This window comes from Serratia myotis (assembly GCF_027474885.1).
Taxonomy (GTDB): Bacteria; Pseudomonadota; Gammaproteobacteria; order Enterobacterales; family Enterobacteriaceae; genus Serratia; species Serratia proteamaculans.
This window is the reverse complement of sequence record NZ_CP099707.1, coordinates 1,417,065-1,431,450: the sequence shown is the minus strand read 5'-3', so window position 1 is coordinate 1,431,450 and position 14,386 is coordinate 1,417,065. Positions and strand designations below refer to the sequence as shown.

At 54.5% G+C, this 14,386-nt stretch carries 12 protein-coding genes and 1 pseudogene; 3 read left to right on the top strand and 10 right to left on the bottom strand.

Annotation, left to right across the window (positions count from 1 at the left end):
- Position 1: 1 nt before the first annotated feature.
- Genes narJ through NHG65_RS06710 form a run of 3 tightly spaced genes read right to left on the bottom strand, consistent with a single transcriptional unit; the run spans position 2 to position 6,047 of the window.
- Positions 2 to 727, bottom strand: a complete 726-nt coding sequence (gene narJ / locus NHG65_RS06720; protein WP_099065197.1) for a nitrate reductase molybdenum cofactor assembly chaperone — start codon at positions 725 to 727, stop codon at positions 2 to 4.
- A complete protein-coding gene (narH, locus tag NHG65_RS06715) occupies positions 724 to 2,262 on the bottom strand; it encodes a nitrate reductase subunit beta (RefSeq protein ID WP_219015644.1) in 1,539 nt (512 codons plus the stop codon). The genes narJ and narH overlap by 4 nt, the downstream gene beginning before the upstream one ends.
- On the bottom strand, positions 2,259 to 6,047 hold the full coding sequence (locus NHG65_RS06710) for a nitrate reductase subunit alpha (protein ID WP_207975980.1): 3,789 nt from the start codon (positions 6,045 to 6,047) through the stop codon (positions 2,259 to 2,261). The genes narH and NHG65_RS06710 overlap by 4 nt, the downstream gene beginning before the upstream one ends.
- Before the next feature lie 264 nt (positions 6,048 to 6,311).
- Here NHG65_RS06710 and NHG65_RS06705 point away from each other — a divergent pair, with 264 nt between their 5' ends.
- Positions 6,312 to 7,715 (top strand): NarK family nitrate/nitrite MFS transporter, encoded by a 1,404-nt coding sequence (locus NHG65_RS06705; protein WP_099065194.1) that lies wholly within the window; start codon positions 6,312 to 6,314, stop codon positions 7,713 to 7,715.
- Positions 7,716 to 7,763: 48 nt separating this feature from the next.
- Here NHG65_RS06705 and NHG65_RS06700 read toward each other — a convergent pair whose 3' ends face one another.
- The 6 genes and pseudogenes from NHG65_RS06700 to NHG65_RS06675 form a co-directional block, all read right to left on the bottom strand.
- Positions 7,764 to 8,117 carry a TehB family protein gene (locus NHG65_RS06700; protein ID WP_099065193.1) on the bottom strand — a complete coding sequence of 118 codons (354 nt, stop codon included), beginning with the start codon at positions 8,115 to 8,117 and terminating at the stop codon, positions 7,764 to 7,766.
- 50 nt (positions 8,118 to 8,167) lie between these two features.
- Positions 8,168 to 8,251, bottom strand: a pseudogene (locus NHG65_RS06695) (hypothetical protein); the annotation flags it as partial.
- A 328-nt stretch (positions 8,252 to 8,579) separates the two neighbouring features.
- The gene (locus NHG65_RS06690; RefSeq protein WP_099065192.1) at positions 8,580 to 8,987 is read right to left on the bottom strand and encodes a VOC family protein; all 408 of its coding nucleotides are present in this window, start codon (positions 8,985 to 8,987) and stop codon (positions 8,580 to 8,582) included.
- Between the two features lie 161 nt (positions 8,988 to 9,148).
- The gene (pbpG, locus tag NHG65_RS06685; RefSeq protein WP_420030054.1) at positions 9,149 to 10,018 is read right to left on the bottom strand and encodes a D-alanyl-D-alanine endopeptidase; all 870 of its coding nucleotides are present in this window, start codon (positions 10,016 to 10,018) and stop codon (positions 9,149 to 9,151) included.
- A gap of 221 nt (positions 10,019 to 10,239) precedes the next feature.
- On the bottom strand, positions 10,240 to 11,343 hold the full coding sequence (locus NHG65_RS06680) for an adenosylhomocysteinase (protein WP_099065190.1): 1,104 nt from the start codon (positions 11,341 to 11,343) through the stop codon (positions 10,240 to 10,242).
- Positions 11,344 to 11,390: 47 nt separating this feature from the next.
- Positions 11,391 to 12,335, bottom strand: coding sequence for a GlxA family transcriptional regulator (locus NHG65_RS06675; protein WP_099065244.1), 945 nt, complete (start codon positions 12,333 to 12,335; stop codon positions 11,391 to 11,393).
- Between the two features lie 91 nt (positions 12,336 to 12,426).
- Between NHG65_RS06675 and NHG65_RS06670 the strand changes: the two genes are divergently transcribed.
- Positions 12,427 to 13,107: a DJ-1/PfpI family protein gene (locus tag NHG65_RS06670; RefSeq protein ID WP_099065189.1), complete on the top strand. Its 681-nt coding sequence runs from the start codon at positions 12,427 to 12,429 to the stop codon at positions 13,105 to 13,107.
- A 50-nt stretch (positions 13,108 to 13,157) separates the two neighbouring features.
- Complete coding sequence (locus NHG65_RS06665) at positions 13,158 to 13,721, top strand: DedA family protein (protein WP_099065188.1); 564 nt, start codon at positions 13,158 to 13,160, stop codon at positions 13,719 to 13,721.
- A gap of 22 nt (positions 13,722 to 13,743) precedes the next feature.
- On the opposite strand, the gene NHG65_RS06660 is transcribed toward NHG65_RS06665, so the two are convergent.
- Entirely contained in the window at positions 13,744 to 14,370 is a 627-nt protein-coding gene (locus NHG65_RS06660) for a LysE family translocator (protein WP_085115741.1), read from the bottom strand.
- Positions 14,371 to 14,386 lie beyond the last annotated feature (16 nt).

Below are 14,386 nucleotides of genomic sequence, written 5' to 3'. Positions count from 1 at the left end.
CTCACTCCCCTCTGGTTTGTGGCGCGGCAGCGCCAACGTCAAGATATTGCGGAGCCACAGAACCGGAGAAGCGACGCTGATGATGCTTCGCCTCTTCAGCGCTACAGCCGCCCTGCTCAACCATAAACCGCACCTGCTCTTCCTCCCATACCGCGTCCAGCGCCGCCGGCGTATCGTCACGCGCTTCTTCACGCACTTTAGGCATTAGATTTTTACTGCGTGCCTGACTGCCGGAAAGCTGAGTCAGCAGATCAAACAGTTGACCATAGCGGCTTTCCCGTTCGTGCAAGCGTGCGCCGAGCAGAGCCAGGATCGGCGCAATGCTTTCCAACCATTCCAGCGCTTCTTTCTCGGCCCCCATTGACAAGAAATCGAGAAACAACGGCAAATGGTCGGGTAATTCATAGGTATCCAACTGCAAGCCGGCCTGACGATATTGTTCAAGCAGGTTGATCATCGCCTGACCACGATCGCGCGATTCGCCGTGTACATGTTCAAACAATAACAGCGAGGTTGAACGACCACGGTCAAACAGACCGGTATATTCTGCCTGTGCGTCCAGCAGACGCCCGTTACAGCGCCAGTGGATCACGTCGGCCAACAAAGCTTGTTGTTGTGGTGACAATTCGCTGGCCTCGGGTAACGCCGCCAACAATTCATATTTCCCTTGCCACAATGCCTCATCGGGATATTCCAGCAGGCGCGAAATAATGCGGAGTGAAATCATAATTTCTGCCCCCCGGTTTTCACCCCAACATCAATGGCATCGATACGTTTGGAGTTAAACAGATCAAACTTGCTGTCGCTGCCGTGACAACCATCGCCAAAGGTAAAGCCGCAGCCATTACGCTCGGGGAAGGCGTCGCGTGCCAGTTCGCGATGGCTGGTCGGGATCACGAAACGGTCTTCGTAATTGGCGATGGCCAGATAGCGGTACATTTCCTGTACCTGCGCTTCGGTCAGACCCACTTCATCCAGGGCGCTGGTATCATGTACCCCCTCCACCGTTTCCATACGCTTGTAGTGACGCATCGCCAAAATACGTTTCAGCGAACGTGCCACCGGTGCGGTATCGCCGGCGGTAAACAGGTTGGCTAAATATTGCAGCGGAATGCGCAATGCATCGATGTCCGGCAACACACCTTTGTGAGGCAAAACACCGGCGTCAGACGCCGACTGAATAGGCGACAATGGCGGCACATACCACACCATCGGCAAGGTGCGATATTCCGGATGCAGCGGTAGCGCCAGTTTCCAGTCCATAGCCAGTTTGTACACCGGCGAACGCTGAGCGGCATCGATCACGTTCATTGGCACACCGTCCTTGAGCGCCTGCTCAATCACCATTGGGTCATTCGGGTTCAGGAATACTCCCAACTGGCGTTCATACAGATCCTGATCGTTTTCCACCGAGGCCGCCTGTTCAATGGCGTCAGCGTCATAAAGCACTACGCCCAGATAGCGGATGCGGCCAACGCAGGTTTCGGAACAGATGGTCGGTAAACCGGCTTCAAGGCGCGGATAACATAAAATGCATTTTTCCGACTTGCCGCTTTTCCAGTTGAAGTAGATTTTTTTATACGGACAACCGCTGACACACATTCGCCAGCCGCGACATTTGTCTTCGTCGATCAACACAATGCCGTCTTCTTCCCGCTTGTAAATTGCGCCACTTGGACAGCTCGACACGCAAGCTGGGTTAAGACAATGCTCACACAGTCGCGGCAGATACATCATGAAGGTACTTTCAAACTGGCCGTACATCTCCTTTTGCACGTTTTCAAAGTTCTTATCTTGCGAACGCTTGGCAAACTCGCCCCCCAGATCGTCCTCCCAGTTGGCGCTGCCGGTGATTTTGTTCATCCGTTTGCCGGTCAGCAATGAGCGCGGCCGTGCCACCGGCTGCACTTTGCCATCTGCGGCGGTGTGCAGGTGCTGGTAATCAAAGTCGAAGGGTTCGTAATAGTCATCAATCTGTGGCATATGCGGGTTGGCAAAAATATTCGCCAATACGGCAAAGCGCCCGCCCTGACGAGGCTTCAGGCGGCCATTGATCTTGCGGATCCAGCCACCTTTCCATTTGTCCTGGTCCTCCCAATTCAGCGGATATCCCAGACCCGGTTTGGTTTCAACGTTATTGAACCAGGCGTATTCGGTGCCTTCGCGGCTGGTCCAAACATTTTTACAGGTTACCGAACAGGTATGGCAGCCAATACATTTGTCGAGATTCATCACCATGCCGACTTGCGAACGAATTTTCATTTTTCCACTCCCCGGCCGCCGGCCACTGCTGCCGGTTGCTCGCTGTCATGCCCTTCGTTGTCCAGCCAGTCAATGCGCCGCATTTTACGCACGATAACGAACTCGTCGCGGTTCGAGCCGACCGTACCGTAATAGTTGAAGCCGTAAGCTAATTGGGCGTAACCCCCGATCATATGGGTAGGTTTAGGGCTGACACGGGTCACGGAGTTGTGAATACCGCCACGCTGGCCAGTGATTTCCGAACCGGGGACGTTGATGGTACGTTCCTGCGCGTGATACATCATGACCATACCGGCCTGCACCCGCTGGCTGACCACCGCACGGGCCGATAAAGCACCGTTGACGTTGAATGCTTCGATCCAGTCATTGTCTTCAATGCCCAGTTCTTTAGCATCGGTTTCGCTGATCCATACCAGTGGCCCACCTCGCGCCAGCGTCAACATCAACAAGTTGTCGCTGTAGGTCGAGTGGATGCCCCATTTCTGGTGCGGCGTCAGGAAGTTCAGCGCTTTTTCCGGGTTGCCGTTGGGGCGTTGATTAAACATCGGTCGCGTGGTGCGAGTGTCGATAGGCGGTCGATACACCAGCAAGCTCTCACCAAAAGCACGCATCCACGGATGATCCTGATAAAGCTGTTGACGACCGCTAAGCGTTCGCCACGGGATTAGCTCATGCACGTTGGTATAGCTGGCGTTATACGACACATGATCGTCTTCTAAACCGGACCAGGTCGGGCTGGAGATAATTTTACGCGGTTGCGTCTGTAGATCGCTGAAGCGAATTTTGACATCCTGCTTCCCCAGCGCCAGATGAGTATGATCACGGCCGGTCAGCTCTCCCAGCGCACGCCAGGCTTTTACTGCCACTTCACCGTTGGTTTCCGGCGCCAACATCAACACCACTTCTGCCGCCTGCTTCGCCGTATTGATCACCGGCCGACCGTCGGCATGACCTCCGCTGTGACAACGGTTGAGTTTACCGAGCAGGTCTATTTCCTCCTGGGTGTCCCAGTTGATGCCTTTACTGCCGTTGCCAAGCTTATCCAGCAGCGGCCCCAGCGAAGTAAAACGTGCGTAGGTATTCGGATAGTCGCGCTGTACTACTGCTATCGAGGGGGCGGTTTTCCCCGGGATCAGCTCACATTCACCTTGCTTCCAGTCGAGCACCTCAAGCGGCTGCGCCAGTTCGCCCGGCGAGTCATGCAGAATGGGCACCAATACCACATCGGTTTCTTCACCCAGATGGCCAACGCAGACTTTTGAAAAACTCGCCGCCAGACCTTTATAGATTTCCCAGTCGCTGCGCGACTCCCAGCACGGGTCCACTGCGGCGGAGAGCGGATGAATAAACGGATGCATGTCCGAGGTATTCATGTCGTCCTTCTCATACCAGGTGGCGGTTGGCAGGATAATGTCGGAATACAGGCAAGTCGTCGACATGCGAAAATCCAGCGTCACGACCAGATCCAGCTTGCCTTCACGCGCCTGATCGAGCCATTCCACCTCTTGCGGTTTTTGCTGCCCTTGCTGTCCGAGATCAACCTGCTGGATACCATGTTCGGTACCCAGCAAATACTTGAGCATATATTCATGCCCTTTACCGGAAGAGCCCAATAAATTCGAACGCCAAATAAACAGGTTTTTTGGGCTATTTTGCGGATCGTCCGGTTGCTCTGCGGCGAAGCGCAGGCTGCCGGATTTCAACCCGTCCACCACAAATTCCTGCGGTGTTTTTCCTTGCTGTTCAGCCTGTTTGGCAATATTCAACGGGTTGACGTTCAATTGCGGAGCGGAAGGCAACCAACCCATCCGTTCGGCTCGCACATTAAAATCAATCAGGCTGCCACCGAAACGGGATTTATCAGCCATCGGTGACAGCAGGTCCTCAGTATTGAGCGTTTCATAGCGCCATTGGCTGGAATGGTTGTAGAAGAATGAGGTGGTATTCATCTGACGTGGTGGACGGCTCCAGTCCAACCCGAATGCCAAGGGTAGCCAGCCGGTTTGCGGCCGGAGTTTTTCCTGCCCAACATAGTGCGCCCAACCACCTCCGGTCTGGCCAACACAGCCGCAGAAGACCAACAGGTTAATCAATCCGCGGTAATTCATGTCCATGTGATACCAGTGATTAATACCGGCACCGACGATAATCATCGAACGTCCGTGTGTTTTGTCGGCGTTGTCGGCAAACTCGCGAGCGATGCGAATAATATTGGCGCGCGGTACGCCGGTGATTTGCTCCGCCCACGCGGGTGTGTAAGCTTTGACTTCGTTATAATCTGTGGCGGCCAGCGAGTTATCTGCCTGTGTCGTTCCCCAGTCACGGGCAAGACCGTAATTAGCGATCATCAGGTCATAAACGCTGGCGACGTATGCCTGTGACCCCTCTGCCAGCGTAATTTGTTTCGCCGGGACCGGATGATGCAATACATCCTGCAATGCCACCGGGCGAAACTGTTCACTTTCCAATCCACCGAAGTACGGGAAGCCGACCGATACCACCGCATCCTGCTGACCCAGCAAACTCAGTTGCAGTTTGACCTCGCGCTGTGACTGCCCGGCGGTCTGGGTTAAGTTCCATTTACCCTTCTCACCCCAGCGGAAACCGATTGATCCCAACGGTGCCACCAGATCGCCGCTAAGTTGGTCAATCGCCACCGTTTTCCATTTCGGATTGTTGCTTTCCCCCAGTTCATCGACCAAATCCGCAGCGCGCAGCTGACGCCCGGCAGCATAGCTGCCGTCTTCACGCAGCTCCAGCAACACCAGCATAGGTAAATCACTGTATCTTGAGACATAATCGGTAAAGTACTGGCTAGGTTTTTGTAGATAAAACTCTTTCAGAATCACATGACCCATCGCCAGGGCAATTGCGCTGTCGGTTCCTTGCTTCGGTGCCAGCCATTGGTCGCAAAGCTTGACAATCTCCGCATAGTCCGGAGTGATCGCGACCGTTTTGGTCCCTTTGTAGCGTACCTCGGTGAAAAAATGCGCATCTGGCGTGCGGGTTTGCGGCACGTTGGAACCCCAGGCGATCAAGTAAGACGAATTATACCAATCTGCCGATTCCGGCACGTCGGTTTGCTCGCCCCAGGTCATCGGCGAAGCCGGTGGCAAATCGCAGTACCAGTCATAAAAACTCAGGCAAGTGCCGCCAATCAGTGACAGATAACGGGCACCGGATGCGTAGGAAACCATCGACATCGCCGGAATAGGCGAGAAACCAGTAACCCGGTCCGGGCCGAAGGTTTTGGCGGTGTAAACATTGGCAGCGGCGATAAGTTCATTCATTTCATCCCAACTGACGCGCACCAGCCCACCACGCCCCCGAGCCTGTTTGTAACGCTGGGACTTTTGCGGATCGCTGACGATTGCAGCCCAAGCGTCAACCGGATCATCGTGAACTTGACGGGCTTCACGCCACAACTCAAGCAAGTGCAGGCGCACCAACGGGTGCTTCAACCGGTTGGCGCTGTATAAATACCATGAATAGCTGGCACCACGCGGGCAGCCACGCGGTTCATGATTAGGTAAGTCGGGTCGGGTTTCAGGATAGTCAGTTTGCTGTGTTTCCCACGTAACCAATCCGTTTTTGACATAGATCTTCCAACTGCATGAACCGGTGCAATTGACGCCATGAGTTGATCGGACAATCTTGTCATACTGCCATCGCTGACGATAGCTATCCTCCCAATCCCGATTAGTATCAAGCGTTTGTCCGAAATCATCCGAAAACGTGTCACCCAGTTCCTTGAAATAACGGAACCGGTCAAGAAATTTGCTCATCGACATTCTCCATCAAGCCGCCAGCCGAAACCGTCGTTGTAGGTGAATAATTTTTTTTATATTTAAATCAATAAATTGAATGCTAATTATGAAGTAAAGTGCCGCAGCAGGCTGTTGCGGCACTTTTTTCAGGATAGACAAAAACCATGACATTGCCGTGGAAGAGGACAAGAAATAAAAATCGGATTAAGAAACGTATTTGCGAATGCGGAAACCCTCGACCAGACTAATGGCAGCGATCTTGCACATTGAGGAGCCACGGTCATGTCGCCATTGCCAAACACTGAAAAACATACCGAAAAAGGTGTTTTATCTAGCTGGAATCCCGAAGATCTCCAATTTTGGCAGCATACTGGCCACAGTATTGCGCGACGTAACCTCTGGATTTCCATCCCCAGTCTCCTGCTGGCTTTCTGCGTCTGGATGCTGTTCAGCGCCATCACCATCAACCTGAATCGCATCGGCTTTAAATTTACCACCGATGAACTGTTCATGCTGACCGCGTTGCCTTCCCTGGCCGGTGCCTTCATGCGCGTGCCCTACTCGTTCGTCATTCCGATTTTCGGTGGCCGCCGCTGGACCGCTTTCAGTACGTTAATTTTGGTGATCCCATGTTTGTGGTTGGGCTTTGCGGTACAAAACCCTGCCACACCGTATTGGGTATTTGTGATTATTTCATTGATGTGTGGAGTAGCTGGAGCTAACTTCGCCTCCAGTATGGCCAATATTAGCTTCTTCTTTCCGAAAAACCGTCAGGGCGGCGCATTGGGGTTGAATGGGGGTCTGGGCAATCTGGGCGTCAGCGTCATGCAGTTGGTGGCACCGTTGGTGATAACCAGCGCTATTTTCGGCGCTTTCACCGGCGGTGGTCAGGTCACGCCGGAAGGCGAAACGTTGTGGATACAAAACGCGGCGTTTATCTGGGTGATCCCGCTGGCAATTTTTGCCGTTGCTGCCTGGTTTGGCATGAATGACATCGCAGCAGCCAAAGCCTCATTGGGTGACCAGTTGCCGGTGTTAAAACGCCTGCATATGTGGGTGATGGCGCTGCTGTATTTGGCAACATTCGGTTCATTTATCGGCTTCTCGGCTGGCTTTGCCATGCTGTCAAAAACCCAGTTTCCTGACGTAGTGATTACGCATTATGCCTTTTGGGGACCGATGATAGGCGCGCTGGCGCGACCTGTGGGCGGAGTGCTGGCCGACCGATTCGGTGGTGCACGCGTTACCGTACTGAACTTCTTCATGATGAGCGTATTTGCTGGACTGATCTTTCTGACCTTGCCGGGCAGTAACGGCAGCGGCTCGTTCCTAGCTTTCTTCGTGGTCTTTTTGGGGTTATTCCTGACGGCAGGCTTGGGGAGCGGATCAACCTTCCAGATGATCTCGATTATCTTCCGTTATGACACCACCCGACGTGTGAAGGCCAACGGCGGGAGCGACGAAGAAGCTGCGCGTGAAGCAGCGACCGACTCTGCCGCCGCGCTCGGCTTTATCTCGGCAATTGGGGCAGTCGGTGGTTTCTTCATTCCTAAAGCATTCGGTACTTCACTGGCGCTGACCGGTGCGGCAGACAGCGCAATGAGAGTGTTTTTGGTGTTTTATATTATATGTACGCTAGTAACCTGGTGGTTCTACGTACGCACTAAAATCGATAACAGAAAATAATCTGCTCAGTGTCACGCAGCCTAAGCATGCGTGGCACTGAGCTATCGGTTAGCGCTTGCTGTTAACCACCTGACCGAACCCTTGTCCTTCCAGTTCAATCTCCGGCGCAGCGAAGAAATCCAGATTGAAATAGGTTTCCAGCGTCAATAATTCAATACGGTGCCAATATTCCGGCGGGCTGACGCCAAACTGGCCGGCGGAGATAATCACTTCAATCTCCGGCTGGCTGTCATGCTCTGATTTAAAACCAATATATTTCACCGCGCCACGCATCACCGAAAGCCGTCCATAGACCCCTTTCTTGGTGTTGTGGTGGGTTAACAACGCTTTTGGCACGCTGTCCTTGTCCCAGAACGGAGTTGAACGGGTGTGTTTATAATCGGCTGGAATACGGTATTTCATAATTAATTTTCCCGGTAAATATGGGTGAAGTCGCATCTCTGCGGTCTGGATTAACTGTTTAACGCCTTCAGCAAGCTGAAAGCCTGTTTCATATGATCTTCGCTAACGATAAATGCGCGCAATTGCTGTTGCTGTTGTTTATAACGTTTTGATAACTGCTCATAACGTAATAGCTAGCAAAGGACATGCCAGTTTTTATATCGTTGTTTTAAAACATATTTAAAACAGATAATGTCAAAATGACATCATAATCACATTGTCACCATGACACCACGATGTCAAAATGACAATACACCAGCGACGAAAAACAAATCCGGGCTTAATAGGGGATGACGAGTTATTTAAACCTGACTTCACCTTCATATTTGACGATATTTATACAGGCAATAAACTTCAAAACGCAGTATTTGGCTAATATAGGTTTTACTTTAAATACGCTATATTAGCCCTAAGCATTTATAATTATCCCCCCACATCTCCAGCCGGCACGTTCAATTGCCAGGACAAACCAAAGCGATCGTTTAACCAACCGAAACGCGCGCTGAAGCCATAGTCATCAATCGGCATCAACACTTCACCACCCTCAGCCAGACGGGCGAAAACCCGCTCCAGCTCCGCGTCGGTGGCGAAATTAACGAAAAGTGACACCGCCGGAGTAAAGCCAAAATCATGGCTGACCGGACTATCAGTGAACACCAGGTTGTGCCGCTCAAAGTCGATGGTCGCATGCCTGACCCGTCGTGGCCCATCATCGCTCTCATCATAATGCTGCAACTGTTGAACCTTGAAACCGGCGAATAACTCGCTATAAAGATCAATAGCCTGCTGGGCCTGGCCCTGAAACATGACAAAAGTAGAAACTTTGCTCATAGGATGCCGTCCTCATGCACGATAGGGTATTTATTAATGATAGCGGATGGATTAGCAACGCGAATCTACCCAAGGTAATGGGAGATATCGCTGACGGCAAGGATAAGGCGGCATCAGGGAGAAATAACGGCCCGCGGAGACTCCGCAGGCCGCAGAACGGGTTATTCGCTTTCGTTCTTCGCCAGACGGGCGTCTTTCTGACGACGATAGTCACGGGCAGCGGCCGGGATCGGCGTCACCTTACCAGTTTCGATCCAGGTGCGCAGACGGTTGGCATCGGCAAAGTGGGTGTACTTGCCGAAGGCGTCCAACACTACCAGCGAGACTGAGCGACTGCCAATCATGGTACGCATGACCAGGCAATGCCCTGCTTCATTAGTGAAGCCGGTTTTGGTCAACTGGATGTTCCATTTCGGGTTGTAAACCAGATGGTTGGTGTTACGAAACGGCAGCGTATAGTTCGGATCCTTGAAGCTGGCCATGCGTTCGGTGGTGGTACTGAGTTGGCCAATCAGCGGATATTGCTTGGTAGCAATCAGCAGCTTGGTCAGGTCACGCGCGGTCGAGACGTTATGAATCGACAGCCCGGTCGGCTCCACGTAACGCGTGTTGGTCATGCCCAGCGATCTGGCTTTAGCATTCATCGCCTTGATAAAGGCGCCGTAACCGCCCGGATAATGGTGTGCCAGACTGGCAGCGGCGCGGTTTTCTGACGACATCAGCGCCAATAACAGCATATCTTTGCGGCTGATTTCACTGTTCAGACGTACGCGCGAATAGACCCCTTTCATCTCCGGCGTCTGATGAATATCCACCGACAGCATTTCATCCATCGGCAAATGGGCATCCAGCGTCACCATCGCGGTCATCACCTTGGTGATCGAGGCGATCGGCACCACTTCATCCGGGTTGCGCGCATACATCACATTGTGGGTCTGCATATCCACGACCATGGCGCTGCCGGAAGCCAACTCAGGCTGGCTGGCCCGAACGGCGGCGTTATTTTCGCTGGCCAGCGCGCGCGGCGCGATGCCTGCTCCTGCCTGCAATGCGAGCAGGGTTAGTACCAAAACACGTATTTTCACATGTATTACTCTGTGACGAAGAAGATGAAGGTCTTATTTGGCCGAATTATATGTGAGGGATCTGCAGTTGGCACTGGGATTATGCCAGTCGATTTGTGACAAATTCTGTCGGAAGGAAAATTGTTTAAACCGCGAGCGCTCTGGGATTAGCGCCCGCGAGGAAAAAGTTACAGTGCCGGTTGCCAGGCCGACTGAGGCAACAGGTATAAACCGGGTCCCTGACTGGCACCCTCACCCACAATATGACCAATGCCCGCCGCCATCACCGCCAGCGTCACATCAAAGGCATTCAGGCTGTCGCCGTAGCCCGCCGTCAGGTTGAACATCGAGCCATTGGCCAGCAAATAGAGCGTTTTCTCTTCCAGTTGGTAGGCGTTTACAAACGGCATAGGCTCGCTGTGTGGCAGGCTTTGCAGGAAGCCAACGTCAATTTCCGCCGTCACATGGCCGACGTTGAGAATGAACACCCCATCTTTCGCCTGCTGCAGATGCCGTGCCGACAGCACGTTTTTCGCCCCGGTCGCCGTGGCAATCACATCGGCCTGGCTAACTGCAGTGGCCAGTTCGACCACCGCCCAACCGTCATAACGTGCCTGCAACGCCCGAGCCGGATCGATTTCCGCCACGATCACCTGTCCGCCGTAGGCTTTCGCCGCCGCCGCAACGCCCTGCCCAACCAAACCATAACCGATCACCAGTACACATTTTTCATGCAGCGTTAAATGGGTGGTCTGGAAGAAGGTATGCCAGGCGGTCAAACCGACCATGTGCCGATTATGCAGCCCTTCTTTCACCGGTAAGTCATCCCAGTTGAAGATCGGATAGCGCGGCGCCATGCCGTTCAGTCGGCTGATACCGGAACCGGTGGCTTCCAGCCCGGCGATAATCTGCGGGCCGTCGGTTGACTGGTGCAAACGGGTAGTCAAATCTGCCCCCATTTCACACAGGTGAGTCGGCGCCCAGGCCAGTGCGCGGTCAAAAGATTCGGACCAGTCGGCATCGCTCATGTCCCGCCAGGCATGGGCCTCGGCACCGCGGCGCTCCAGCCAGGCAACCACGTCATCCTGTACCGTGGTCGGGTTGCAGGTAGTCAGATAGATTGCCGCCCCCTTGTCCAGCAGGCCCGCCACCAGCGGCGCCATTTTCAGATCCAGATGCATATTGCACGCCAGCCGCACGCCGTTTAAATCCGGCAACGCAGCTACCGCCGCCCGGGTGCGTGGCATATGGCGCATCGCCCAGTCCAGTTCGCTCTCAAAATCCTGATACATCTGTTGCTCCTCTACTGCGCCGCGCCACCTGGGCACGGCAGAATGATTTAACCGGCGCGGCTCAGGCGCTTTATCGCCTGCGGCGACAGACCAAAGACGCGAATAAATGCCCGCCGCATCCGCTCCGGATCGCTAAACCCGACGGCACGGGCGATAACCTCCAGCGCTTCGCTGCCTTCTTCTATGCGCATTCTGGCGGCCTCAACCCGCAGTTGCTCGATCACCTTGGCCGGCGTTTGGCCGGTTTCGGCACGGAATAGCCGGCCGAATTGGCGTTCACTCAGGCAAGCTGCGTCGGCCAGATCGGCCACCGTCAACGGCTGATGCAGGTGTTCGCGAGCATAAGACAGCGCACTGCGGATACGGTCTGAAGACGGATTCAACTCCAGCAACAGCGAATATTGCGACTGCCCTCCCGGGCGGCGGTGATACACCACCAGTTGTCGCGCCACGTTGGCTGCCAGTTCGCTACCGAGATCTTCTTCCACCATCGCCAACGCCAGATCGATACCGGCGGTAATGCCCGCCGAGGTCCATATCGCACCGTCGCGGATATAAATGCGATTACTGTCGACGCGAATACGCGGATAGCCCTGCTGCAACCGGGCGGCATGGTACCAATGGGTGGTAGCCCGTTTACCGTCCAACAAGCCTGCAGCAGCCAGAATAAATGCGCCGGTGCACACGCTGGCCATACGTCGCGCCTGCAGGCTTTGCCGGTGCAGGAACGCCAGCAGTGCCGCAGACTGTGTGGCCACCACATTACCGCTGCCACCGGCAATCAACAACGTATCAAAGCGCCCCTGATTAAACGCCTGTGTGAGTACTTCCACACCTGACGAGCTCGTCACGCTGCCGCCGTGCTCTGATAGTGGCAGGCAGCGGTAAGCCGGGGTCGCAGTAAACTGATTGGCGTTATCAAACGCCGCCAGTGGCCCGGCAAAATCCAGCAGGTTAAAACCGGGGAAGACCACAAAGCCGATATTTTTCATCATGGCGCTTTTTGAGGGTTATCCGTCATATCAGCCAAAAACAGGACGCTTATTATTACCCAAGTCAAATGACAAAACTGAGGCGAATATCATGTCTGAATCGTTAGTGATTGTTTTTCCGATCTATCAGGGTGTCACCCAGCTCGACTTCACCGGCCCACTGCAGTTTCTGCGCCACATGCCGGGCGCAGAGATTGTCGTTGCCTCGGTCGGTGGCGCAGATATCAGTGCCGAAGGATTGCACTTTACGCAGTTGCAGAAACTGGAAGAGGTCACGCACTGCGACGTGCTGTGCGTGCCGGGCGGTGCCGGTTGCACCCAGGCGCTGCAGAATGACGAATTTATGCGTCAGATCCGCCGTCTGGGGCCTGATGCCCGCTATTTGACGTCGGTGTGTACCGGCTCGCTGATCCTGGCCGCCGCCGGCTTACTGCAGGGCAAACGTGCCGCCTGTCACTGGTCAATGCGCGACAGCCTGGCACTGTTTGGCGCCATCCCCAGCCAGGCTCGGGTTGAGCGCGACGGTAACATTATCAGCGGCGGCGGTGTGACGGCAGGCATCGACTTCGCTCTGGCATTGATCGCTGAACTGCAGGATGAGGAAACCGCGCAAATGATCCAACTGTATCTGGAATATGCCCCGGCCCCGCCATTCCCCGGAGGAACACCGGAGCTGGCACCGGCCAATATTCTGGCGCGAGTACAGGCGCAGATGGCCGACACTCTGCCACAACGCCAGGCGCTGGTGGCGCAGATTGCCGCCCGCGGCTAGCACACAGGGCGTATACTTAGCCTTATGTGTTAGAGACATAGGGGATAGGAATGGCGGATTTAGCCCACTACATTACGGATTACGGCTACTGGGCACTGTTTATCGGCTGTCTGGCTGAGGGCGAAACCATCACGCTGCTGGGCGGTATTGCGGCGCATCAGGGGCTGCTGCATCTGCCTTGGGTAATCGCGGTGGTGGCGTTGGGTGGCACGCTGGGGGATCAGATATTATTTTTCCTCGGTCGCCGCTTCGGCGGGCAGGTAATTTCGCGCATGAAGAGCCAGGAAAAGCGCATCGAACGCGCCAGAAAGCTGATTGCTCGCCACCCTATGCTGTTCGTGATTGGCGTGCGTTTTATGTACGGCTTCCGCATTATCGGCCCGGTGCTGATCGGGGCCAGCAAGCTGCCGCCGTCGCGCTTTGTACCGCTGAATATTCTGGGCGCTATCCTGTGGGCGACGATTTTTGTGTTGCTGGGCTATTTCGGCGGTGAAGCGATCGCCCGCTTTATCTCGGGTTTCGACAAACGGCTAACCAGCGTGCTGTTTTGCGCGCTGGTGATTGCCGCTATTTTGTTGCTACGGTTTTGGTGGCGCCGCCGCCATGCCGACTAAGGTTATACCCAAAATAATTGCGTTATCGGTTTAGCATCAGCTTCAAACCGAGCAAGGCCAGCACACCACCGCCCAGCCGATCGAACCAGGCTTTAAAACGCAGATAGGTGCGGCGTGGGCGTGGTGACGACAGAACAAAGGCCACAAAGGCGTACCACAGCACATCGATGGTCAGTGCGATCACCGGCAATACGAGGTACATCACCGGGGATATTTTATGGCTAAGCAACGCGGCAAACACGCTACCGAACACAATGGCGGTGTTGGGGTTGCCCAACTGAGTCAGCAGGCCGGTAGTAAACGCCTTGCGGAACCCCAGGTGCTGCTCACCGACCGCTTCCACATTCAGCGGCTGCCGAGCCCCACGCAGCATTTTACAGGCCAGATAGATAAGGTAAGCCCCACCCAACACCTTTAGCGTGGTGTAGAGCCACGGCAGTGCCAACAACAACGACTGCAGCCCCAGCAGAGCGATCAAGGCAAAGATAAAGCAGCCGACGCCCATGCCCAGCGCTACCGCCATACCGTCGCGGCGCGAAGAGGCTACGGCGGTACGCGCCACCAGAATAAAGCTTTGCCCCGGGCTCATCGCTCCCAGCGTAATCGCACCGCTAATGCTCAATACCGATAATGCCGTTTCGCTCAACATGCTTTCTGCCCCCATA